Genomic DNA, 22,526 nt, shown 5'->3' on the forward strand with positions numbered 1-22,526 from the left:
AATTATTGGTCAATGGTCTTCTTGCGCCTGTATATAAGGGCCAATAACAGGATTCCTATCCCGATACCCATAAAAAGGCCCCGAAAAACATCGGACACGGGTACAAACCTGTTTGTTATGGAAGGGATGGAAAGAAAAAAGATACCGATAATGATGAAATAAAGGGGGCTGTTTGCAGTTTTTTGCATTTGTAGTATGTTTTAGATTGGTTTTTGATTGATTATCCGGATAAAGTTACAAAAAAGTTGATGATCCCCTTGTACAAATCGATCCACGGGAACCTTTTTTATAAAGAAAACCCCGCCTGTTCTACGTAAAAGGGGGGCGTACGCCCATATAACCCTGTATGTTGTGCAAACGGCGGGCAACAATCCTAGCTCAACCAGTCCTTAAAGTCTTTAACGCGCTCGCGGCTTACAATAATCTCCTGCTCGTTAAAATGATGGAGCTTAACCTGTAGGCGCGCATTGGAATAACTAATAATATCCTTCACCGCATCTACATTGATAAAAAACTTACGGCTTACCCGAAAGAACTTTTCGGGGTGAAGCTCTTCCTGTAGCGCATCCAAGCTTGTCTCCAGCAAATAGCTGCGGTTCTCGTTGGTATGCAGGTAGGTACCTTTGTTCTTGCTATAAAAACAAACCACATCGTTAATGGGCACAAGCTTGATATGCTGGCCCACCTTAACGGTAAAGCGCTTTTTATAGTCGCGTTCCAACGGATTTACCAGTAATTTCCTGATATCGCTAAAATCTATTTGGGGCCCATGCTGCGAAGGTTTAAATTGTTTGTATTTAACCACGGCCTTCTCTAGTTCTTCCTGGTCTATGGGCTTTAACAGGTAGTCTATGCTGTTAAGCTTGAAGGCCTGTAGGGCATACTCGTCGTAAGCAGTGGTAAATATAACGGCGCTTTGTATGTTGATGGTTTCGAAGATCTCGAACGAAAGGCCATCGGACAGTTGTATGTCGAGAAAAATAAGTTCCGGGTGCCCGTTTTTGGAAAACCATTGAACGGACTCTTCTACCGAGTGCAGTATCTGGTCTACGTTAACACCCAGCTGCTCCAACATTCTGCGCAACCGTCTTGCCGATGGTGCCTCGTCTTCTATAATAATTACATTCATTGTTATTGTTTTGTTATTCCCAGCGTTTTTCTTGCTGCACGTCTTTCTTTATATAACGCTGTATTTGTTTTTGTTCCCATTCCCTGGTAAAAAAGTAATCTTTCCACAGTGCATGCCACCCATGTATCAAGAGCCCTATTCCCCAGAAAAAAAAGGTTATAAAAGTTGTGTAATCCCAAAAATTTTCCCCTTTGTTTGAGGTATCTATGTATACGCTTACAAATATGTAGCTGTTTACAATAATAAATATTGCCAAATGCCAGTAAAAGCTTTTTAGCTCGGTTACTTTTTTCTTGGCCTTTTTGTATTTTTCGTTTTCAGATACTTCCATGACATATTTGTTTTATTCCCACCGGGACGATTTGTAATCTTCTTCCTCTTTTTCCATGAATTCCTTGATTTTTCGTTCTTCCCACTCCTTGGAAAAGGCAGGGTTCCAACCAAATACCTTTGCTGCGTGAAAAAGAAGCCCGAGGCCCCACCAGCAGGTAACCCACAGAAACCATGCGTAAGACAAACCGTTTGTCCAATAGTTTATTATAAATAAAAATATATTGACAATAATATACGACGTTAAGTTGTTGTAAAACTTTTTCATTGCCTCCACACGCTCTTTTGCGCGCAGGTACTTATTTTGCTTTTCTGTATTTTCCATGGCCGTATTTTCTTTTAAATATCTTTTTCCATTAGTTCCTTGATTTTTCTTTCTTCCCACCGTTTGCCCCACAATGGGTTGTAGCCATAGGCTTCCATTGCATGCATTAATATCCCGAAGCCCCAGCCCAGCGTTGGAAATATAATCCATGGAAAACTGGTTGTTTGGTAGTTAAGCCATGCAAGGCAGGGTATTACAATTATATAGGCGGTTAAATTGCCATAAAAACCCTTAATGGCGTCTACGCGCTCCTTGGCACGCTTGTAACGCTTGTCCCGTATGTAATCTTCTTGTATTGTCATTGTTGAAATTTGTTTGGTTAACATAGGTATTTTTACACTAAATTGTTCTGTATCCTGTTCTATAAGTACTTTTCTGGTTGTTAGCAAGTTGTAGCGCTGTTTAATGTTGAACAGGCCAACGCCGCTGCTTTTTTTAACTACTTCTTTAGGTTGCAACCGGTTGCTTATTACCAAATAACCGTGGTCTTGGTATATATTGATCTGCAATGGCTTTTTAGGGTTTACCTGATTGTGCTTTACGGCGTTTTCGAGCAATAACTGCAAGGATAGGGGCACTACTTTGGCCTCGTTCTCCAGTAATCCTTCAGAAACATTAAAGATAATACTGTCTTCAAACCGCATTTTAAGCAAGCTCATGTAGGTATTGGAGAAACTTATCTCCTCGGCCACCGTTACCAGCTCTTTGTTCTTTTGTTCCAGTACATACCTGTATACTTTGGAGAGGGCGGTGGTAAATTTTTGGGCGGCATCCGGGTTCTCGTCAATCAAACTTGTAAGTACATTTAAACTATTGAACAAAAAATGGGGGTCCAGTTGGTTCTTTAAGGCATCAAACTGTGCCGTGGCCCTTCCGGCAATTACTTTTTGCTCCTTTACCTTGGATTCTTGCCTTTTCCGGTAGTAAAAAAAGGCCGAGAACAGTACCGCAATGATAAACGATATGACCAAAGGCTGTATGTAATCCGAAATTTCTTCGCTTGAAATAAACGTCGCAACCGATGTTCCCCCGATTACCGTTTTTATAAAAAGGTTAATAAAGAAAAGGCAGATAAAGGTTACCACGCCCGAGCCCACCAAAAAAATCCAAATGTTTTTGAGCGTATACAGCTCTTTCCCGTACCTCTTGAACAAAAGCTTTATCAAAATTGTGTTGGCGGTATACAAAACAATGGTGTAAAGCTGGTTGTACAGAAAGCTGGTTATAAAAGTATGGTCGAATTCAACAGGAGTACCGTTTAAATAATTGATAATCCCTATAATGAGAAAAATCAATACCCCCAACGAAAATCCCCTTGCTATTTCTTTAATAATGTTCATACCCCTACGGTTTGTTAAAATGAATTTAAAGTTAATGAAAGTTTCTCTTTTTTTATTTTTTCTGAAATACATACTGTCCTGCTTACCGATGTTATCTTTTCCTTTTGAACGGCCATCGGTTTTTCTTTTTGCTGAAGTTTGCCCCCCAACAAGTTAAAGAGCAAAAGCAACATGTAATAAAGAAGTCGTATCATTTTATTTGGTTGTTTGATTAATACAGTTCAAAATTGATAAATAGTACCTTATTTATAAAAAATGAATTACCGAGCCGTTACTTTTACGGGATGAATTGTAAAAACCCGTGACGAAGCCAAAAAAATTAAGTAGTTTTGAAAAGCTGCTAATTAGTTTTTACAATGAATAGAAGAAAATTTATCGCCCGTGGGGTACAAGTTTCTGCCCTTACTGCATTTCCCATGGGAACTGCTATTTCCCAACAAATACCGGAAACCCTGCAAAAAGCACAAGAAGATAGCATTATCCTTCCAAAGAAGTTAAAGAAAGGAGATACGGTTGGTTTAATAGCCCCCGGATATGCCCTGTCCAGCGACGCCCTGCAAAATGCCATTACCAATGTAAAAACCATGGGTTTTGTTCCGTACCATACCCCACGGATAGAAGGTAATTTTGGTTATTTAAGCAATACCGACGAAGCCAGGGTGGCAGACTTACATGAAATGTTTTTAAACCCGGACATTGATGGCATTGTTTGCGCCAGGGGCGGATATGGCTGTACCCGCATACTTAACCAGATAAATTTTGAGCATATCCGTCAAAATCCAAAAGTATTGGTAGGCTTTAGCGATATTACTGCGCTGTTAAATGCCATATACCAACAAACCGGACTGGTAACCTTTCACGGGCCGGTAGGCACCACCCTGGACAATGAGTTTAACAGGTCTCATCTGGAAGATATTATTTGCCATGCCAACAACAGCATTGCCTTAACGCCCGAAACCTATTCCAGCCAGACCGTTGCAGACGATGCAACCTTTGAGCAATATGTAATAAACTCTGGAAAAGCCACCGGTAAACTGGTGGGCGGGAACCTCTCGCTGTTATCGGCCATGACGGGAACCGAGTTTGATGTAGATTATACCGATAAAATTGTTTTTATTGAAGACATGGATGAAGACCCATACCGGATTGACAGAATGTTAACCCAATTGCTCGACTCTAAAACCTTTAAAAATGCACGCGGGATCGTGTTGGGCGTTTTTAAAGGGTGCAACGAGCCCAAACGGGTTTCTTTTAGCCTACGGGAAGTTATCCTGGACCGCATTAAGCCCTTAAACATCCCTTCCATTTACGGGTTTTCCATTGGACATATTAAAAAACATTTAACCATCCCCGTAGGGATAGAAGCTACTTTGGACACTAAAAATTTCAATTTGCAATTATTGGAAAATAGTGTGGCTTCATAGTTTCCAGTATTAGGTTTTTTATCATACCTTTATATGTATGATATTCCAAACAAATAGATTAACCATTAGGGAGCTCACCATAAAAGACCTCGATCTGTTTCATAAAATGCAGAACGACCAAACAGTGATGCGCTATATTGGAGGGAAAATCTTTAGCCTTGAAGAAAATAAAAAAGACCTGGAAAACATTCTAAACTTTTATAAAAACCCGAAGAACGATTTTTGGGTTTGGGCCATTACCATTAAAGATAGCAACAGCTTTATTGGTACCATTGCACTGGTTAAAAACGAAAAAGAAGAATATGAGATTGGTTACCGCTTATTAAAGGAGTATTGGAAACAAGGCTTTGGAAAGGAAGTTACCAACGGACTGATAAAATATGCCTTTGAAGAAAAAAAGATAAGGGAAATTGTAGCGTATGTGGACAAAAACAATCTTACATCGGTACGGATACTGGACTCTACCTTTCGGTTTATAAAAGAAATCTACAACGAGCAGGACAATTGTATTGACCGTTATTATAAACTCTCCAACTAACAAAAACAACATGCATGTATTTGTATACGGCACTTTAATGCGTGGATTTTATAATACATTTGCCCAAAATTTACATACAAACGCAACATATATTGGAAAAGGCCAGGCATCTGGCAGGCTATACGACTTGGGCGCTTTTCCCGGTGCCGTTTTTGATGCTTCGGCCGATTTAAAAATTAAAGGTGAAGTCTATTACGTTGAGAAAAACGTAAAAAGCATCATGGATTCTTTAGATACTTACGAAGGCATTAACGACCCGGAATTTGATTATTACGAAAAGAGGGAAGCCATAATTTTAGTAAACAATACAAAAATCAAAGCTCTGGTATATCATTTAAAAATCGCTGTCGATACTTTTACACTTATCGAAAATGGCGATTATTTATAATTTTTATCAAAAAAATAATTTTATCAATTAGCCACGTCGCTTATAAATTTAATCCTGTACAAACGTATTTCATCGTCTTCATAATCGCCATCGAATTCTTCCATGGCCAATGAAATTTTATCGTCTTCGGCTTCAATAAAATAATCGTGTAATTCTTCCTGCTGGTCTTCATCAAGGATTTCATCTATCCAGTAATCTACGTTCAATTTAGTGCCCATATACACAATCTGTTCCATTTCCTTAATCAAGTCGTCCATGGATATACCCTTGGAAGCGGCAATGTCGTCTAATGGGAGTTTTCTGTCTATATTTTGGATCACGTAGAGTTTCAAGGCAGAATTTGCCCCGGTAGATTTAACTACCATATCGTCTGGCCTTATAATGTCGTTTTCTTCGACGTATTTTTTTACAAAGGCCACAAATGGTTTCCCGAATTTTCTCGCTTTTCCTTCCCCGACTCCGTGGATATTAATGAGCTCGTCTATTGAAATTGGGTATTTTAAAGCCATGTCTTCCAGCGAAGGGTCCTGAAATATCACAAATGGTGGTACTTCTTGCTTTTTGGCTTCTTGTTTTCTAAGGTCTTTCAGCATTTTAAGCAATTGCTCGTCGGCTACGGCACCACCACTTTTTCCAGCGGTCACAATGGTGTCGTCATTGGCATCTTCATAGGTATGGTCTTCGGTCATCATAAAGGATTCCGGTTGCTTCAAAAATGCCTCCCCTCTATCTGTTACGTGCAAAACACCATATTGCTCTATTTCCTTGTGGAGCATCCCGGTAACCAATACTTGACGTATCAAGGCCATCCAATAAGCTGGGTCGTGGTCTTTTCCCGTACCAAAAAACGGACGCTCATCTGTTTTGTGGGATTTTATCAAGGCATTCACTTTCCCGACAAGGGTGTTTACAATTTCTTTTGCCTTGTATTTTTCTTTGGTACCTTTTATAACTTTCAGCAATTTAACAACATCTTCTTTTGCTTCGTGCTTTTTCTTGGGGTGCCTGATGTTATCATCCATATCGGCTCCTTCCCCATTGACATCGTCGAATTCCTCTCCAAAATAATGAAGAATGTATTTTCTTCTGGACATCGAGGTCTCGGCATAGGCAACCATATCTTGAAGCAGGGCATGGCCAATTTCCTGTTCGGCAACGGGCTTGCCGCTCATAAACTTCTCAAGTTTTTCTATGTCTTTATAAGAGTAGAATGCCAAACAATGGCCTTCGCCCCCGTCACGGCCGGCGCGGCCGGTTTCCTGATAATAACTTTCTATGCTTTTGGGAATATCGTGGTGTATTACAAACCGGACGTCCGGTTTATCTATCCCCATACCAAATGCAATGGTAGCAACCACTACATCTACATCTTCCATTAAAAACATATCCTGATGTTTGGCACGTGTTTTTGCATCGAGCCCGGCATGGTAAGGAACCGCCTTGATACCATTAACCTGGAGTGTTTGTGCAAGTTCTTCAACACGTTTCCTGCTGAGGCAATATATAATCCCGGATTTTCCTTCGTTCTGTTTTACAAAACGGATGATATCGGCATCTACATTTTTGGTTTTCGGCCTTACTTCATAATATAAATTTGGCCTGTTGAACGACGCTTTATAAACTTCGGCACTATTTACTCCTAAATTTTTCAGAATGTCTTCCTGCACTTTTGGAGTTGCCGTTGCCGTTAAGGCTATAATGGGGATATCGTTGCCCAAACGCTGAATAATGGTACGTATGTTCCTGTATTCGGGCCTAAAATCATGCCCCCATTCTGAAATACAATGTGCTTCGTCTACTGCTACAAACGATATTTTAACGGTCCTCAAGAAGTCTATATATTCTTCTTTTGTCAAAGATTCGGGGGCCACATAAAGCAATTTGGTAATCCCGTTGGTAATATCCTCTTTAACTTGACGGACTTCGGTTTTGTTTAACGAAGAGTTTAAAACATGGGCAATACCCTTGTTGGAGGAAATCCCCCGAATGGCATCTACCTGATTTTTCATTAAAGCTATCAAGGGGGAAATAACGATGGCCGTGCCATCTTTAACCAGCGCAGGTAATTGGTAGCAAAGGGACTTCCCTCCGCCTGTAGGCATTATAACAAACGTATTATGGTCATTAACAATATTTTTTATGACCTTTTCTTGTAATCCTTTAAACTGACTAAATCCAAAATACTGTTTAAGCGCTGCCTGTAAGTCAATTTCAGCTGAACTCATCCTTTCGTTTTACTATTTTATATACATTTGCACTACTAAAGATACTATTAATCTTTAGTTATAACAAATTCTAAAAAAATTAAAATTTGAATACTAAAAGTGCCATCATAGCCAATGCTATCGAGGCTATAGATACAGAAAGCAATGCCATCAAAAACCTTGCCTCTTTTATAGATGAAGAATTTGCTGATGCTGTTGAGTATATATACAAATCTAATGGGAGAGTTATTATAACCGGCGTAGGAAAAAGCGCTATTATAGCAACGAAAATTGTTGCAACTTTTAATTCGACTGGCACTCCGGCAGTTTTTATGCACGCCGCCGATGCAATTCACGGAGACCTTGGAACCATCCTTAAGGACGATGTGGTTATCTGTATTTCTAAAAGCGGTAATACGGCCGAAATAAAAGTCCTTGTCCCCTTTATAAAAGAAGGCCCCAACAAACTTATCGCCATTACTTCGAATAAAAATTCCTTTTTGGGCCAACAAGCCGATTTTGTTGTGAATGCGCATGTAGACAAAGAAGCATGCCCGCTCAACCTTGCGCCAACTACCAGTACTACCGCCCAATTGGTTATTGGGGACGCCATGGCTATTTGCTTGTTAAAACTAAAAGGCTTTAGCAGCGAAGATTTTGCAAAATATCATCCCGGTGGTGCGCTGGGGAAAAAACTTTACCTGCGCGTAAAAGACATTGCAACCATGAACCTAAAACCACAAGTTTCTGAGGATGCAGATGTTAGGGATGTTATTGTTGAAATTTCAGAAAAATTAATGGGCGTAACGGCAGTTGTAAATAAAAATAAAATTGTGGGTATCGTTACAGATGGTGATATTCGTAGAATGCTAAGAAAATATGAGCATATAAACGGATTAAAAGCTAAAGACATTATGTCAGTAAACCCAAAGACTGTCAGTTGTGATATTTTGGCAGTCGATGCGCTGGACGTAATGGACCAATATGGCATTTCGCAGCTTTTGGTAGAAAAAAACGGCTATTATTTTGGAGTAATCCATATTCATGATTTAATTAAAGAAGGTATTATATAATGACAAAAAAAATTGGTACAGGTAAAGAGGAGCAAGAAATGTCTTTTCTAGATCACCTTGAAGAATTAAGATGGCACTTAATAAGGGCCACACTGGGCGTAATTATTATTGGTATTGTTGCCTTTATTGCCAAGGATTTTATATTCGACACCATTCTCTTTGGCCCCAAAAAAGCAGACTTCCCTACCTACGAGTTCTTTTGTAACATTTCAAGGTATTTTGGCATGGACGATTCTTTTTGCCAAGGGCCACAATTTAGAATACAAAGTAGACAGATGGCCGGACAGTTTTCGGCACATATCTGGACTTCCATCTGGGCAGGCTTTATTATTGGCTTCCCTTATATTTTATGGGAATTATGGCGCTTTATAAGCCCGGGATTATATGACAATGAACGGAAAAACTCCCGCGGGTTTATCATGGTGGCCTCCTTTTTGTTTTTTACAGGTGTATTGTTTGGGTACTATGTTATCTCCCCGCTTTCAATAAATTTTCTAGCCAATTACCATGTCAGCGAAGAAGTTTTTAACGACATCGACCTGTCTTCCTATATTTCAACCATACGGGCATCGGTTATTGCGTGCGGACTTATATTTGAGTTACCCATCCTGATGTATTTCCTGACCAAAATTGGTTTGGTTACTCCCGAATTTTTAAGAAAATACCGTAAAATAGCCATTGTAATTGTGCTTATTCTATCAGCAGTTATAACACCTCCGGATGTCGCCAGTCAAATTGTGGTGTCCATACCTATTATTATTTTGTATGAAGTTAGCATCTACATTTCAAAAATAGTTCTTAAAAGAGAGGACCGTAAATTGAAAAAGATGAAAAATAAATAAGTCGTGTATAGCAGTTTTGGCGAAGAAGGCTTGAAGGCAACATAACAATGCCCGTAATGCAATAGTTTATAATTATATAAAAACATACAAAATGTCTAATATAGTTGATGAATTCAATGTATACCGTTCTAAAATGAACGACCGCATACTGGAAGACAACAATAAATTGATAAAGCGTATTTTCAATCTGGACACCAACGCATATATGTCCGGTGCACTGGACGTAAAAACCAAGGAACTTTTAGGCTTGGTAGCTTCGGCGGTTTTACGTTGCGACGATTGCATTAAATACCATTTGGAAACTAGCCATAAAGAAGGCCTTACCAAGGAAGAAGTGGTCGAGGCATTGGGCATAGCCACGCTTGTTGGCGGGACCATTGTAATCCCTCACCTTAGAAAAGCATACGAATTTTGGGATGCGCTGGAAAACAAAGAATCCTAAACCTATATTAAATTAAAGCTGGTTAAATTCAAAATCCCTATTTTTGAACGGTACGATGTTTGAACACAAACACACCTGAACACACAATTGTATGAAGTTAAGAGCCGAAAACATCATGAAGTCCTACAAAGGGCGAAAAGTAGTAAAAGGAATTTCCCTAGAAGTTAACCGTGGGGAAATTGTAGGTTTATTGGGGCCAAACGGTGCCGGAAAAACAACCTCTTTCTATATGATTGTTGGCCTGATTAAACCCAATGGAGGTAAAATTTTCCTGGACAGCCAGGAAATTACCAACTACCCCATGTATAAGCGTGCCCAAAACGGAATTGGTTATCTAGCACAGGAAGCGTCTGTTTTTAGGAAATTGAGCATTGAAGACAATATCATGAGCGTTCTTCAACTAACCAAGCTTTCCAAAAAAGAACAACAAATGAAAATGGAAGCCCTGATTGACGAATTCAGTTTGGGCCATATACGTAAAAACAGGGGCGATTTATTGTCTGGTGGGGAACGAAGGCGGACCGAAATTGCCCGTGCCCTTGCCACCGACCCGAGTTTTATTCTCTTGGACGAGCCATTTGCCGGAGTAGACCCCGTTGCCGTGGAAGACATTCAACGCATTGTGGCTCAGCTTAAAAATAAAAACATAGGCATCTTGATTACCGACCACAACGTGCAGGAAACCCTTGCCATTACAGAACGCTCTTATTTAATGTTTGAAGGCAGCATCTTAAAAGCCGGGGAGCCCGAAGAACTGGCGGCCGATGAAATGGTAAGAAAGGTTTATCTAGGGCAAAACTTTGAATTGAGAAAGAAAAAATTAGATTTTCATTCATAAAAATTCGCCTAAAAAAAGAAGAACAATCCATATAAATAGGTAATTTGTCCTGCCCAATCAAAAAAAGAGATTTATTTAAATGACTTTGACCGAATATATCAAGAAAAGGAACGGCGTGCCTATTGGAAGCTCAAAATCATTAAGGAACAACCTATACCGCTCATTAGGCGCTAAAAACTTTTCCGGTTTCTGGAATTATTGGAACCCAATTTTTGGGTATTACCTGGGGAAATTTGTATTTAAACCCTTAAAAAAAATATTTCCAGTCACAATTTCATTAATATTTACCTTTGTCTTTTGTGGTTTTATACACGATGCCGTTTCCATGCTTTTTCATGAAAAAATCTCTTTGTCCTTTACCTTATGGTTCTTGTTAATGGGACTGGCCGTTTTAACCACCAAATTTTTGAATCATAATTATTCGGAGCAAAAATGGATTATCCGTGCCTTGGCAAATTTGGCCATTATAGGCATTTGTTTTTTAATGACAATATATATCAAGAAATATATCGTTACAATTATTCATAATTAAACACAAAATTAAAGTTATGAAACATACATTCGCAAAAGTAAGCATCATGATCCTGACCATGACAATGGTTGCATGTAACCAAAAATCGGGAAAAGAAAATATGGAAACCGAAACAGTGAAAACAACCGAAAGAAAAACTTCTACTGAAGAAAATGCACTGACAGATAAAATATGGAAACTTACAAAATTGATGGGAAAACCCGTAGCTGAACTGGACAAAAGTGCCTCCAATGTTTTTATAACCTTTGCTACCGAAGAAAACAGGGTTGGCGGAAACTCTGGCTGCAATAGCTTTGGCGGGACCTATACCCTATTGGAAGGCAACAGGTTTAAATTGAGTAAGTTGGCAAGTACCATGAAAGCATGCATGAACATGGAGGTTGAACAACAGTTTATGGATGTGCTGCAAAAATCTGACACCTATATTATAAAAGATGGTACCCTTACAATAACCAAGGCAAGAATGGCTCCGCTAGCCGAATTTGAACTTTCAGAAGAATAAAAAATAATTTCATAAAAATTACCCCAAGGCTTTTGAATATTTATTTGAAAGCCTTGTTTTTTTGTTGAAAATTGGCCGCAACAGAAAATAGTACATACAAAATAATAATAAGCGGAATTGCCGCATAATGCAAGGTTAACAATAAAACGAGGCTCAATGCAAGGAATACATAGCGAATGCTATTTTCTTTAAATGCCCAGGTTTTAAACTTTAAAGCAAACAGGGCAATGGGCGCATTAAGCATATAAGTACTTAAAATCGTGGTGCCGATTAAAAACCATTTGTTTAAAATTAACGCATCGAAAGCACCGGGCTGAAAATGCAACATTAACGGAAAAGAAAGAATTAACAACGCATTGGCAGGCGTAGGCAAGCCTATAAAAGAACTCACCTGATTTTCGTCTATGTTGAATTTTGCCAAACGGTAAGCCGAACCCAAAGTGATTAGAAAGCCAAAAATGGCCAATAATGAAATATCCATGTTTAAATTTCCTATTTCATTTCCTTCTTCCCCCCATGTATAACTGCCCATGCTCATGTTAAACAACTGAAACATTACTATACCGGGCACGACCCCACTGGTAACCATGTCGGCCAAAGAGTCCAATTGTATCCCTAAATCGCTTTGTACCTTTAAAAGCCTTGCGGCGAGTCCGTCGAAAAAATCAAAAAAGATTCCTGCAAAAACAAAATAAGCCGCAAAAATCAAGTTACCTTGCATCGCCATAACCACTGCAATAACACCGCATAGAAGATTTAATAACGTTAATCCGTTTGGAATATACTTCTTCATAATTTTTCGTTTTCTTATGTAAAATTACTACTTTAAAATTGCTTCTAAATGCCCGTTTATTCAAAATTTCAAAGAAAAGCAGTACATTCTTCATTTTCCGTCTATGGCACTATCAAATTTTATTAAGATATTAGCATTATAAATACCGTTCATGAAAAATTCTTATCTACTCGCTATTCTATCCGGATTATTATTAGCCTTGGCATGGCCAACCTATGGGGTTCCCCTACTCGCTTTTGTTGGTTTTGTACCTCTGCTATTGGCAGAAAAGAATATTCGCGAATCCAATTACAAGAGAAGGGGCGCCAAAGTATTTTTGCTGGCATATATTTCCTTTTTAGTTTGGAATTCCATAACCACTTGGTGGATTTGGTATTCTACTCCTTTCGGGATGTTCTTTGCATTGTTGGTGAATTCTTTATTAATGACCTTTATTTTTTCGTTGTACCATTTTGTTGCAAGGCGACTGCCCTCCAAAATACATTTAATCTTCCTGCCTGCCATGTGGATGGCCTTTGAAAAATTTCACCTAAACTGGGATTTTTCCTGGCCTTGGCTTAACCTTGGCAATGTTTTTTCTGAATATACCACCTGGATACAATGGTACGAATATACAGGCGTTTTTGGCGGTGCATTATGGATTTGGATTATTAACATTGGTATTTTTAAAACCATCATTCATTATAAAAAAACAAAAGAACGAAGTGTTCTTACAAAAGGAATTGCCCGAAATGTTTTAATAATTGCCATTCCTATTATTCTTTCTTTATTTCTGCTGAATAATTATGAAGAAGGGGCCCAGGAAGCTAAAATAACCCTGCTCCAGCCAAATATCGACCCGTATTCTGAAAAATATGATATTTCAAATCCACAAATGGCAACGGCATTGGTTGAATTGGCGCAACAGGATGTTTCTAAAGATACAGATTATGTAATTGCCCCCGAAACTGCATTGTCTAACCCCACGCCAATTGATCAGTTTGGAAATCGGCAGGAGGAACACATTATACAGCAATTTGTAAATAAATATCCACATTTGCAATTTATTACCGGCGTTGACTTTTTTAGAAGATACAATCAAAAAGAAAAACCCACCGTTACCGCCAACCTATTTCCGCGTGGGGACTGGTTCGACTTTTACAATGCGGCCGTGCAGATAGACAAGCAAGGTTCTGAACAAAAATATATTAAATCAAAATTAGTGGTGGGAGTTGAAAACTTTCCTTTTAAAAACATTTTAGAGCCCCTTTTGGGAGACGTTATGCTCGACTTGGGCGGAACGGTGGCCATGCGCGCCACACAAAAAGACCGGGGTGTTTTTACCGCTACAGACGAAACCCTTAAGGCAGCTCCCATTATTTGTTACGAATCTATTTATGGTGAGTTTGTTACCGGATATGTTAAAAAAGGCGCCAATTTCCTGACAATTATTACCAACGACGCCTGGTGGAGCAATACACAGGGGCACAAACAACACCTCAGTTATGCACGCCTAAGGGCTATAGAAACCCGTAAAAGCATTGCCAGAAGTGCCAACACGGGTATTTCTGCATTTATTAACGAAAAAGGCAAAATTACCAAAACCTTAGCTTACGAAGCAAAAGGGACACTTTCGGGAACCATTACCATTAACAACAAACAAACTTTTTACGTAAAATATGGCGACTATATAGCCCGTAGCGGTGTACTGGTAGCAGGGTTAATATTCCTCTTTGCCATTGCCAGAAAAAAGACATAAAGATTATTTTATTTTTTAATGTATCTTAGCCCTTAATCAATCATAACTAACATAAAATCAAAACATAATACAATATTAAATGACCACCAAAAAAATTACCCTATGCCTATTCTTAACAATTTTTAGCGTAGTTTACCTATCGGCCCAAAATAACCAAAAAACAGAAATCCTTTTAGTTGGATTTGACCATTTAAGTCAGATGGACAATGGCACGCCATCTTCCAATATTTTTAGTCCTAAAAAGCAAAAGGAGATTGTTAAGTTAACTGAAAAGCTAAAACGTTTTTCTCCAAATATGATAATGGTCGAGAAAGAACCCAGTGAACAGGCTGTAGTAGACAGCCTTTATAATTCTTATCTTGAAAACAAGCTTCAGCTCTCCAATATAGAATATGGAACTTCCGAAACTTATCAAGTAGGATTTAGATTGGCAAAAATGCTGAACCTAAAAAGCGTGTATGGAATAGACCATTATGAATCAACTTCCCAATCATTATTGAATTCCGGAAAAAATATAGAACTGTTTAAAAAAGGAATGGGTACGCTTATAAATGCAGCCCGGCCAATGAAAAAAAGCGTTCAACAAGACAGTCTATCAATCTACGACTACATAAAAACCATGAATCTGCCAAAGTACGTCAAGCTTTCGCACAACATAATTTTTAACCTCCCGGCTTATGTTATGGACGGTAAATTTTCAGAAAAAGGCACCAATACTGTAGATATTGGAAATATTGATGAAAAGTATATCGGGGCAGAATACATTACGCTATTTTACAATAGAAATTTAAAGATTTACTCAAATATTTTAAATACTCAACTAGCTCATAATACAAACCGAATATTATTAATCATGGGGCAGCTACATATTGGTGTATTAAAAGATTTACTTGAGGATAACCCAAATTATAAAATTATCGAGGCTTCAGAATATTTAGATTAAAAAATCCAGGCTAATCCATGCCCTATTTTTATTCTTTTACAAACTCGCCCTTTTCTTTTATTACATTATTGCCCCAATTGGTAATGGAATCTAAGACAGGTATAAACGATTTGCCAAACGCCGTAAGGCTATATTCTACCCTTACCGGGGGCTTTTTACCGTAAACCTTTCTTGAAATCAGTCCGTCTTTTTCCAATTGTTTCAGTTGAAGGCTTAATGTCATTTCTGTAATAGACGGCATTTCCCTACAGAGCTCACTGAATCTTTTTTTGGTATCGCTTAAATGATATAAAATTACAGCCTTCCACTTCCCTCCTACCAAATCCATTGTTAAACTAACGGTACAAGGATAAACCTTTCCTTTAAATTTAACATATTCGCCTATGCATTCATCTTTCATAATAATTGAATTTAAACCTATCTAAACCGATAGTTATTGCACAACAATGTTACTAAAATTAATTTTATAACTATAATAATTATAGTATAAAATTAAACAGTATGGCATTAATTATTCTAGCGCATCCCACTTTTAAAAAATCATTTGCAAACAAAACAATTATAGAAGAATTACAAAAAAGTGATTTGGCAATCAAAATACGGGACATAGCAAAACTTTATCCCAATTATCATATTGATGCAGGAACAGAACAAAAAGAACTGTTGAAGCACAAAACAATTGTATTTCAGTATCCATTTTATTGGTACAACATGCCAGCCATTTTAAAACAGTGGTTTGATGCCGTATTTCAACATCAATTTGCCTTTGGTTCCAAAGGCGATAAATTAAAAGGAAAAAACTTTTTGCCAAGTTTTACCGTTGGTGGCAAGGAAAAAGAATATAACGTTTTGGAGAAACATCATTTCCGAGTACATGAATTTTGCAAAAATCTGGAACAAACGGCCCTTTTTGCACAGATGAACTATATAGAACCCATATATGGCTACAGGACTTCTTTGGCCGATGGCTATACTGAAGAAGAAATAAGGGATACCGCAAAAGAACAAGCAAAAAGATTAATAACACGTTTAGTAAGCCTAGAATAAAATGGCTAAACTAAAAGGGGCTAAAACACATAACCAAAGTCATTAGCTATTGGGTAAAGGTGCACCCACGGCCACGTCGCATCGGTGTCCGGGTTGCCCATGCGCAGGGTTCAGTGTAGCCGAAGTATTAAGCATAGCGCCTCCTTGCGGAGATGTCAATGGGGCGCCAACCGCTATATCGCATCTATGGCCTGGCTGCCCGTGTGCCGGGTTTAACCCATTTGCCGGGGCAGATTGCTGGGTATTGGTATTTTTAAACGTTTCAACAGGGGTTTCTTTGGCCGCAGCTTCCTTGTCATAACCTTCCAGTGTCTCTGTGGAAGACCATTCTGTTTTATTTTGAAAAATAGAATAACCTACAATGGCAAGAACCCCTATCCCGATAAGTGTAAAAAACAGTTTTTTCATTTCATAAAATTTTGACCTTCAAATAAAATACCAAATAAAACTTTATGGATCATGGTGCATCAATAGTAATTTGGTTGCCTAAAAATAATAAAATCAAACGAATATCGCTTTATAATTCTTTTTAGAAAACACAGTAATATGAAAATTTTGTATTAAAAAAATTGCGCAGTTAAATAACTGCATATATATTTGCAGTCAAATAACTGCGTAAATGGAATTAAGAAGGGATGTTTTTCAAGCAATTGCCGACCCAACAAGGAGGGCCATAATATCGTTAGTGGCCGTACATGCCATGACACCCACTGCAATTGCAGGGAACTTTGACTCATCCAGACAAACTGTTTCAAAACATATTCAAATCCTGACCGAATGCCAGATACTTGAACAAAAACAAAATGGTAGGGAAATTTATTACCATTTAAATCCTCAAAAAATAAAAGAAATAGCCGATTTTATAGAGCCTTTTAGAAAATTATGGGACGATCGGTTTAACAAACTAGAAGAAATCATGAAAAATTATCCAACAAAAAACAAAGAATAATGGAGCCAAAAACGAAAGTGCATGCTGAAGACAATAAACAGGAAATTGTTATTACAAGGGAATTCGGCTTGCCGTTGGAATTGCTTTTTAAAGCGTATGAAGACCCAGAAATTGTTGCACAATGGATGGGAACAAATGTTTTGAAGCTGGAAAACAAAAAACATGGGAGCTGGCAGTTTGAAACCACCGACGAACAAGGAACAGTAGTATTTCGTGCCAATGGCACCATACACGATTTTAATGTGAACAAAAACATTACGCGGACTTTTGAAATGGAAAATTCGCCGTTTACCACACAGTTGGAGTTTCTAGAATTTGAAAAACTAACTGATGAAACCAGCAAGCTTACCATGCACATTATATTTAAATCGGTGGCATATAGGGACCAATTGCTAAAAATGCCTTTTGCTCAAGGCATCAATATGGCCCATAACCGGCTACAAGAAATCGTTAACAAATTAAAATAACATTATTATGACCAAAACAGCTAAAATCATCTATTGGATTACCACTATCTGGCTTGCTCTTGGAATGGTGTCTACGGGAATTGTACAATTATTAAAAACCGAAGAAGAAGTACAGAGCATGAACAACCTGGGCTATCCCATCTATTTGCTTTCCATACTTGGCATTTGGAAATTGTTGGGTGTTATTGCCGTTTTAATACCCAAATCGCCCTTACTTAAAGAATGGGCATATGCAGGATTTTTCTTCGCCATGTCGGGGGCTATAATTTCTCATGTGGCCAATGGAGATAACCCGTCAATACTTTTTGGCCCTATATTGTTGCTGGTCCTTACCGTACTTTCTTGGTATTTACGGCCCGCCAGTAGAAAAGTAATTACCAATAAACAACCCGAAGTAGCATGAGCGTTTCAAAGCCAAAGGACGTTGACGCCTATATTGCCCATGCAGACAAAGATGGCCATGCAATTATGGAAACGCTCCAGGAAACAATAAAGACTACCGTTCCCGAAGCCGAAGAAGTTATAAGTTGGAATGTTCCTATTTATAAATATTATGGTATTCTGGCAGGATTTAATATCTTTAAGCAACATGTAACTTTTGGTATTGACACGCTTACGGAAGAAGACCATAAGATACTTAAAGAAAAGGGCTATAAAACCGGAAAAAAAACGATTCAAATTAAATTCAATCAAAAAGTCCCAACAACCATCATAAAAAAGCTTCTCAAATCGCAGGCAGAAATCAATAAACAGTCAAAAAAATAAATATATGAACCCTAAAGTCGATTCTTTTTTCAGTAACGCCGATAAATGGCATGCGGCATTCAAACATTTAAGGGCCGTTTGCCTTGATTGCGGGTTGACCGAAACCATAAAATGGAAACATCCGTGCTATATGTACAAAGAAGACAACATTGTTTTAATACATGGGTTTAAAGAATATTGTGCGCTTCTTTTTTTTAAAGGCTCTTTATTGAACGACACTGATAATATTCTGGTTCAGCAAACCAAAAATGTCCAGGCGGCACGCCAGATACGTTTTACAAATGCCGAGGAAGTGCAAAAAATGAAAAGCATTATAAAAAGCTATATTTTTGAAGCCATTGAAGTTGAAAAAGCCGGTTTAAAAGTCGATCTCAAGAAAACTTCCGAGTATGAAATACCAAAAGAGTTTCAACAGGCCTTAGATGAAGACCCTTCCTTAAAAAAAGCCTTCAAGGCATTAACCCCGGGTCGCCAAAGAGGCTATTTGCTTTATTTTTCTTCAGCAAAACAATCTAAAACACGCTACTCAAGAATAGAAAAATACACTCCTAAAATACATGAAGGGAAGGGTTTAAACGATCATTAAAGATATTTTTGTACTTCAAAGCAATTAACCAATAAGTTACAAACACATTTATATGAAAAAAATAGTTGTACTAACCGGGGCCGGAATGAGTGCCGAGAGTGGCATAAACACGTTTAGGGACGCCAATGGGCTCTGGGAAGGACACGACGTCATGGAAGTGGCATCGCCGCAAGGCTGGCACAATAATATGGAATTGGTATTGAATTTTTACAATGAACGCCGCAGGCAACTAAAAACGGTAAAGCCCAACAAAGCGCACCTAGCCCTTGCCGAACTTGAAAAAAATTACAATGTTTCCATTGTATCCCAAAATGTAGACGATCTTCATGAAAGGGCCGGAAGCGCTCATGTAATTCATTTACACGGAGAACTTTTAAAGGCCAGGAGCACTTTTGACAAAGATTTGGTATACGATTGGATTAACGATATCAATATCGGAGATTTTTGCGAACATCAACAGCAATTGCGCCCGCATATTGTATGGTTTGGAGAAGCCGTCCCGATGATAGAAGTTGCCATTGAAGAAGTTAAAACAGCAGATATCATTATGGTTATTGGTACCTCCATGCAAGTGTACCCGGCGGCCGGACTGGTTGATTATAAAAAGCCAAATGCACCGCTCTTTTTTATCGACCCAAAACCTTCCATTTCAGAAAATGCCATTCCCGGCCTGGAAATTATAGCCGAAAAAGCCACTGTTGGCGTTCCTATTGCGGTTGGTCGGTTGTCTCGTATGTAAGCTTTAGCATTTTTGCCCATTCTGCAATGGTTTTTGCCTGTTCATCTGTAAGTTTTGCATCGTTGTGTATCCAGGTATACGATTTTAACGGCATCCAACCTTCGGTAACCGCCTCGATCATTTCGTCCAGTTTGTGTGCTTTTTTCTTGTTGGCATACAGCTCCCATTGCGAAAAGTCCAAATGCTCGCGCCCTTCTTCAATATGGGCCGCCATCCAATACGAAACAGGTTCGATGTTTGCATACCACGGATAACGGGTATTGTTAGAATGGCAATCGTAACAGGCATTTGTAATAATGGCCTCGACCTCTTTTGGCGGACTGGTTGCCAAAATTAAATCTGTCGGCGGTGTCGTGTCCGATTTGTTCTCGGCAGGTGGAAAAAATTGCATAATTATCAGTACAACAAATAGCAGAAATATTATTTTTCTTATTATTCTCATTAGCTTAGTTGTTTATTGAATTTTAATGCTAAAATATTTTTACTTTTAATCTTCTAAATTAAGGAAAATAAAAATTGAATACGATTTTAACAGAGAAACTTTCATATGTAAGCGGTTATCGGGAAAACAGGCAAGCTTTGGCCAACTTTATTTTAACTCATGAAGCCTATTTTCCTGAATTGCTGGAACATTGTTTTTCCAATGAAGAAAATTACTCGCATAAAGCATGTTGGGTTACAGAATTGGTATGTAAAGGTAAGTTAACATGGCTATTTCCCCATTTGGATTTCTTTTTAATAAAATTGCCCTCCCTTAAAAACGATTCCTCCATCCGTCCATTAGCAAAGGTTTGCGAATTATTGTGCGAGTCATATTTTATAAAAAAAGACCCAAAAACAATGTCCCAATTAAAAGATGCCCATTTAGAAAAACTTGCCGAAATTAATTTCGATTGGTTAATTTCTAATGTAAAAGTGGCCACCAAGGCCTATGCCATGCACTGTTTATTTTTACTGGGCAAAAAATACCATTGGATCTATCCCGAGCTAAAGCATACGCTGGAACAAGGTTTTGCGCACCACTCCGCGGCATACAAGGCACGGGCAAGGCATATTCTGAAAAAAATTTGAATATTTTTTACCATTTTCGACTGAAAATCAGCTATCTCAATAACTTTTCCCTAAAATAGTTGATGCTTTTAAAAGAGAAAGTTAAATTTGCCCTTTCTTAAAATATAGACATGCAATTAACGCCATTAAACGCCGTTTCGCCTATTGATGGAAGGTATCGAAACAAAACCGAAAAACTCGCCGATTATTTTTCAGAAGAAGCACTTATAAAATATCGTGTTCGGATAGAAATTGAATATTTTATTGCTTTGTGCAAGGTTCCGGTTCCTCAACTAAAAGGGTTTGATACCACTTTGTTTTCCAATCTGAAAGCAATTTATCAGGATTTTTCAGCAGCAGATGCCTTGGCCATCAAAGAAATAGAAAAAACCACAAACCACGACGTTAAAGCTGTTGAATATTTTATAAAAGAAAAATTCGATACTTTAAAAATACAACAATACAAAGAGTTTATCCATTTTGGGCTCACATCTCAAGATATCAACAATACGGCCATCCCCCTCTCTATAAAAGAAGCATTAGAACAGGTATACCTGCCCGTATATGAAGAAATCGTTACCAAGTTGAACGCATTGGCAGAAGACTGGAAAAATGTGTCCATGTTGGCCCGTACACATGGCCAGCCTGCTTCCCCAACCCGTTTGGGAAAAGAAATAGAAGTATTTACCGTCCGTTTGAACGAGCAATTTAACGGCCTTAAAAATATCCCGATCGCGGCCAAATTTGGTGGTGCCACCGGGAACTACAATGCACATAAAGTAGCTTACCCAAACATTAACTGGAAGGCTTTTGGAACCGAATTTGTTGAGGAGGCCCTACAACTTAGGCATTCCTTCCCTACAACACAAATCGAGCATTACGACCATATGGCTTCGTTGTTTGATGCATTAAAGCGTATTAATACCATTTTAATAGACTTTAACAGGGATATGTGGACTTATATTTCCATGGATTACTTTAAACAGAAAATTAAAAAGGGCGAAGTAGGATCTTCGGCAATGCCGCACAAGGTAAACCCCATCGATTTTGAAAATTCTGAAGGGAACCTCGGTATTGCCAATGCTATTTTCGAGCATTTGTCTGCCAAATTACCTATTTCTAGATTGCAACGCGACCTTACCGACAGTACTGTTTTAAGAAATGTTGGCGTTCCTTTTGGCCATACACTTATTGCTTTTCAATCTACCTTAAAAGGATTGAACAAACTATTACTGAACGCAGAAAAGTTTGAAGAAGATTTAGAAAAAAATTGGGCCGTTGTTGCAGAAGCTATACAAACCATTTTAAGAAGGGAAGGCTATCCAAACCCGTATGAAGCATTAAAAGGACTTACGCGTACCAATGAAAAAATAAATAAAGAATCTATTGCCAATTTTATTGATACCCTTGATATTTCTGAGGATATAAAAGCCGAATTAAAAGTAATTACCCCTTCAAATTATACCGGGATATAAAAGTATTAAAAACTTAAAATGTCAAACTGAGCCCTGCCCGATCATATCGTATCGTTCTGGGGTTCAG

At 38.3% G+C, this 22,526-nt stretch carries 31 protein-coding genes; 20 read left to right on the top strand and 11 right to left on the bottom strand.

What is annotated here, in order from left to right:
- Nucleotides 1-2 precede the first annotated feature (2 nt).
- The 6 genes from UXI14_RS01265 to UXI14_RS01290 all read right to left on the bottom strand — a co-directional run bounded on the left by UXI14_RS01265 (nucleotide 3) and on the right by UXI14_RS01290 (nucleotide 3,318).
- Complete coding sequence (locus UXI14_RS01265) at nucleotides 3-188, bottom strand: hypothetical protein (RefSeq protein WP_335964445.1); 186 nt, start codon at nucleotides 186-188, stop codon at nucleotides 3-5.
- 185 nt (nucleotides 189-373) lie between these two features.
- A complete protein-coding gene (locus tag UXI14_RS01270; protein WP_335964446.1) occupies nucleotides 374-1,129 on the bottom strand; it encodes a LytTR family DNA-binding domain-containing protein in 756 nt (251 codons plus the stop codon).
- Between the two features lie 13 nt (nucleotides 1,130-1,142).
- Nucleotides 1,143-1,460 (bottom strand): 2TM domain-containing protein, encoded by a 318-nt coding sequence (locus tag UXI14_RS01275; RefSeq protein WP_335964447.1) that lies wholly within the window; start codon nucleotides 1,458-1,460, stop codon nucleotides 1,143-1,145.
- Between the two features lie 12 nt (nucleotides 1,461-1,472).
- Nucleotides 1,473-1,784 (bottom strand): 2TM domain-containing protein, encoded by a 312-nt coding sequence (locus UXI14_RS01280; RefSeq protein WP_277898774.1) that lies wholly within the window; start codon nucleotides 1,782-1,784, stop codon nucleotides 1,473-1,475.
- Between the two features lie 14 nt (nucleotides 1,785-1,798).
- Nucleotides 1,799-3,124 (bottom strand): 2TM domain-containing protein, encoded by a 1,326-nt coding sequence (locus UXI14_RS01285; protein WP_335964448.1) that lies wholly within the window; start codon nucleotides 3,122-3,124, stop codon nucleotides 1,799-1,801.
- 14 nt (nucleotides 3,125-3,138) lie between these two features.
- Entirely contained in the window at nucleotides 3,139-3,318 is a 180-nt protein-coding gene (locus UXI14_RS01290; RefSeq protein WP_335964449.1) for a hypothetical protein, read from the bottom strand.
- A gap of 162 nt (nucleotides 3,319-3,480) precedes the next feature.
- Between UXI14_RS01290 and UXI14_RS01295 the strand changes: the two genes are divergently transcribed.
- Genes UXI14_RS01295 through UXI14_RS01305 form a run of 3 tightly spaced genes read left to right on the top strand, consistent with a single transcriptional unit; the run spans nucleotide 3,481 to nucleotide 5,474 of the window.
- Nucleotides 3,481-4,548, top strand: coding sequence for an LD-carboxypeptidase (locus UXI14_RS01295; RefSeq protein WP_335964450.1), 1,068 nt, complete (start codon nucleotides 3,481-3,483; stop codon nucleotides 4,546-4,548).
- Nucleotides 4,549-4,585: 37 nt separating this feature from the next.
- Nucleotides 4,586-5,086 carry a GNAT family N-acetyltransferase gene (locus UXI14_RS01300; RefSeq protein ID WP_335964451.1) on the top strand — a complete coding sequence of 167 codons (501 nt, stop codon included), beginning with the start codon at nucleotides 4,586-4,588 and terminating at the stop codon, nucleotides 5,084-5,086.
- Between the two features lie 10 nt (nucleotides 5,087-5,096).
- Complete coding sequence (locus tag UXI14_RS01305; protein WP_335964453.1) at nucleotides 5,097-5,474, top strand: gamma-glutamylcyclotransferase family protein; 378 nt, start codon at nucleotides 5,097-5,099, stop codon at nucleotides 5,472-5,474.
- Nucleotides 5,475-5,497: 23 nt separating this feature from the next.
- On the opposite strand, the gene recQ is transcribed toward UXI14_RS01305, so the two are convergent.
- Nucleotides 5,498-7,699, bottom strand: coding sequence for a DNA helicase RecQ (gene recQ, locus UXI14_RS01310; RefSeq protein WP_277898768.1), 2,202 nt, complete (start codon nucleotides 7,697-7,699; stop codon nucleotides 5,498-5,500).
- A gap of 86 nt (nucleotides 7,700-7,785) precedes the next feature.
- Here recQ and UXI14_RS01315 point away from each other — a divergent pair, with 86 nt between their 5' ends.
- The 6 genes from UXI14_RS01315 (at nucleotide 7,786) to UXI14_RS01340 (ending at nucleotide 11,907) form a co-directional block, all read left to right on the top strand.
- Nucleotides 7,786-8,751 (top strand): KpsF/GutQ family sugar-phosphate isomerase, encoded by a 966-nt coding sequence (locus tag UXI14_RS01315; protein ID WP_277898767.1) that lies wholly within the window; start codon nucleotides 7,786-7,788, stop codon nucleotides 8,749-8,751.
- Entirely contained in the window at nucleotides 8,751-9,593 is an 843-nt protein-coding gene (gene tatC / locus UXI14_RS01320) for a twin-arginine translocase subunit TatC (protein WP_277898766.1), read from the top strand. Before UXI14_RS01315 ends, tatC begins: the two co-directional genes overlap by 1 nt.
- 91 nt (nucleotides 9,594-9,684) lie before the next feature.
- Nucleotides 9,685-10,035, top strand: a complete 351-nt coding sequence (locus UXI14_RS01325) for a carboxymuconolactone decarboxylase family protein (protein WP_335964454.1) — start codon at nucleotides 9,685-9,687, stop codon at nucleotides 10,033-10,035.
- 91 nt (nucleotides 10,036-10,126) lie between these two features.
- The gene (lptB, locus tag UXI14_RS01330; protein WP_277898764.1) at nucleotides 10,127-10,873 is read left to right on the top strand and encodes an LPS export ABC transporter ATP-binding protein; all 747 of its coding nucleotides are present in this window, start codon (nucleotides 10,127-10,129) and stop codon (nucleotides 10,871-10,873) included.
- 79 nt (nucleotides 10,874-10,952) lie between these two features.
- Nucleotides 10,953-11,405 (top strand): hypothetical protein, encoded by a 453-nt coding sequence (locus UXI14_RS01335; protein WP_335964455.1) that lies wholly within the window; start codon nucleotides 10,953-10,955, stop codon nucleotides 11,403-11,405.
- Between the two features lie 16 nt (nucleotides 11,406-11,421).
- Nucleotides 11,422-11,907, top strand: coding sequence for an META domain-containing protein (locus UXI14_RS01340; protein ID WP_335964456.1), 486 nt, complete (start codon nucleotides 11,422-11,424; stop codon nucleotides 11,905-11,907).
- A 40-nt stretch (nucleotides 11,908-11,947) separates the two neighbouring features.
- Here the strand turns inward: UXI14_RS01340 and UXI14_RS01345 are convergent, their stop codons facing one another.
- Complete coding sequence (locus UXI14_RS01345) at nucleotides 11,948-12,700, bottom strand: CDP-alcohol phosphatidyltransferase family protein (protein WP_335964457.1); 753 nt, start codon at nucleotides 12,698-12,700, stop codon at nucleotides 11,948-11,950.
- A 151-nt stretch (nucleotides 12,701-12,851) separates the two neighbouring features.
- On the opposite strand from UXI14_RS01345, the gene lnt reads away from it, so the two are divergent.
- Both lnt and UXI14_RS01355 read left to right on the top strand, forming a co-directional pair.
- Nucleotides 12,852-14,438: an apolipoprotein N-acyltransferase gene (lnt, locus tag UXI14_RS01350; protein WP_335964458.1), complete on the top strand. Its 1,587-nt coding sequence runs from the start codon at nucleotides 12,852-12,854 to the stop codon at nucleotides 14,436-14,438.
- A gap of 79 nt (nucleotides 14,439-14,517) precedes the next feature.
- Nucleotides 14,518-15,381, top strand: coding sequence for a DUF5694 domain-containing protein (locus UXI14_RS01355; RefSeq protein WP_335964459.1), 864 nt, complete (start codon nucleotides 14,518-14,520; stop codon nucleotides 15,379-15,381).
- Nucleotides 15,382-15,409: 28 nt separating this feature from the next.
- Here UXI14_RS01355 and UXI14_RS01360 read toward each other — a convergent pair whose 3' ends face one another.
- A complete protein-coding gene (locus tag UXI14_RS01360) occupies nucleotides 15,410-15,781 on the bottom strand; it encodes a helix-turn-helix domain-containing protein (RefSeq protein WP_277898758.1) in 372 nt (123 codons plus the stop codon).
- A 101-nt stretch (nucleotides 15,782-15,882) separates the two neighbouring features.
- Between UXI14_RS01360 and UXI14_RS01365 the strand changes: the two genes are divergently transcribed.
- Nucleotides 15,883-16,428, top strand: a complete 546-nt coding sequence (locus UXI14_RS01365; protein WP_335964460.1) for an NAD(P)H-dependent oxidoreductase — start codon at nucleotides 15,883-15,885, stop codon at nucleotides 16,426-16,428.
- Between the two features lie 42 nt (nucleotides 16,429-16,470).
- On the opposite strand, the gene UXI14_RS01370 is transcribed toward UXI14_RS01365, so the two are convergent.
- A complete protein-coding gene (locus tag UXI14_RS01370) occupies nucleotides 16,471-16,836 on the bottom strand; it encodes a hypothetical protein (protein ID WP_277898871.1) in 366 nt (121 codons plus the stop codon).
- 211 nt (nucleotides 16,837-17,047) lie between these two features.
- Here UXI14_RS01370 and UXI14_RS01375 point away from each other — a divergent pair, with 211 nt between their 5' ends.
- Genes UXI14_RS01375 through UXI14_RS01400 form a run of 6 tightly spaced genes read left to right on the top strand, consistent with a single transcriptional unit; the run spans nucleotide 17,048 to nucleotide 19,934 of the window.
- Nucleotides 17,048-17,377 carry a metalloregulator ArsR/SmtB family transcription factor gene (locus tag UXI14_RS01375; RefSeq protein ID WP_335964461.1) on the top strand — a complete coding sequence of 110 codons (330 nt, stop codon included), beginning with the start codon at nucleotides 17,048-17,050 and terminating at the stop codon, nucleotides 17,375-17,377.
- Nucleotides 17,377-17,844, top strand: a complete 468-nt coding sequence (locus tag UXI14_RS01380) for an SRPBCC domain-containing protein (protein ID WP_335964462.1) — start codon at nucleotides 17,377-17,379, stop codon at nucleotides 17,842-17,844. Before UXI14_RS01375 ends, UXI14_RS01380 begins: the two co-directional genes overlap by 1 nt.
- Nucleotides 17,845-17,851: 7 nt before the next feature.
- On the top strand, nucleotides 17,852-18,247 hold the full coding sequence (locus tag UXI14_RS01385) for a DoxX family protein (protein WP_335964463.1): 396 nt from the start codon (nucleotides 17,852-17,854) through the stop codon (nucleotides 18,245-18,247).
- The gene (locus tag UXI14_RS01390) at nucleotides 18,244-18,609 is read left to right on the top strand and encodes a DUF1801 domain-containing protein (RefSeq protein WP_335964464.1); all 366 of its coding nucleotides are present in this window, start codon (nucleotides 18,244-18,246) and stop codon (nucleotides 18,607-18,609) included. Before UXI14_RS01385 ends, UXI14_RS01390 begins: the two co-directional genes overlap by 4 nt.
- A 4-nt stretch (nucleotides 18,610-18,613) precedes the next feature.
- Nucleotides 18,614-19,195, top strand: a complete 582-nt coding sequence (locus UXI14_RS01395) for a YdeI family protein (RefSeq protein WP_335964465.1) — start codon at nucleotides 18,614-18,616, stop codon at nucleotides 19,193-19,195.
- Between the two features lie 52 nt (nucleotides 19,196-19,247).
- Nucleotides 19,248-19,934 carry an NAD-dependent deacylase gene (locus tag UXI14_RS01400; protein WP_335964466.1) on the top strand — a complete coding sequence of 229 codons (687 nt, stop codon included), beginning with the start codon at nucleotides 19,248-19,250 and terminating at the stop codon, nucleotides 19,932-19,934.
- On the opposite strand, the gene UXI14_RS01405 is transcribed toward UXI14_RS01400, so the two are convergent.
- A complete protein-coding gene (locus UXI14_RS01405) occupies nucleotides 19,903-20,376 on the bottom strand; it encodes a heme-binding domain-containing protein (protein ID WP_277898750.1) in 474 nt (157 codons plus the stop codon). The two genes, UXI14_RS01400 and UXI14_RS01405, sit on opposite strands and share 32 nt — an antisense overlap.
- 74 nt (nucleotides 20,377-20,450) lie before the next feature.
- Here UXI14_RS01405 and UXI14_RS01410 point away from each other — a divergent pair, with 74 nt between their 5' ends.
- Both UXI14_RS01410 and purB read left to right on the top strand, forming a co-directional pair.
- On the top strand, nucleotides 20,451-21,005 hold the full coding sequence (locus tag UXI14_RS01410) for a hypothetical protein (RefSeq protein WP_335964467.1): 555 nt from the start codon (nucleotides 20,451-20,453) through the stop codon (nucleotides 21,003-21,005).
- Nucleotides 21,006-21,115: 110 nt separating this feature from the next.
- Nucleotides 21,116-22,459, top strand: a complete 1,344-nt coding sequence (gene purB, locus UXI14_RS01415) for an adenylosuccinate lyase (RefSeq protein WP_335964468.1) — start codon at nucleotides 21,116-21,118, stop codon at nucleotides 22,457-22,459.
- Nucleotides 22,460-22,526: the final 67 nt, after the last annotated feature.

Source organism: Galbibacter sp. PAP.153 (assembly GCF_037029175.1).
GTDB classification, from domain to species: domain Bacteria; phylum Bacteroidota; class Bacteroidia; order Flavobacteriales; family Flavobacteriaceae; genus Galbibacter; species Galbibacter pacificus.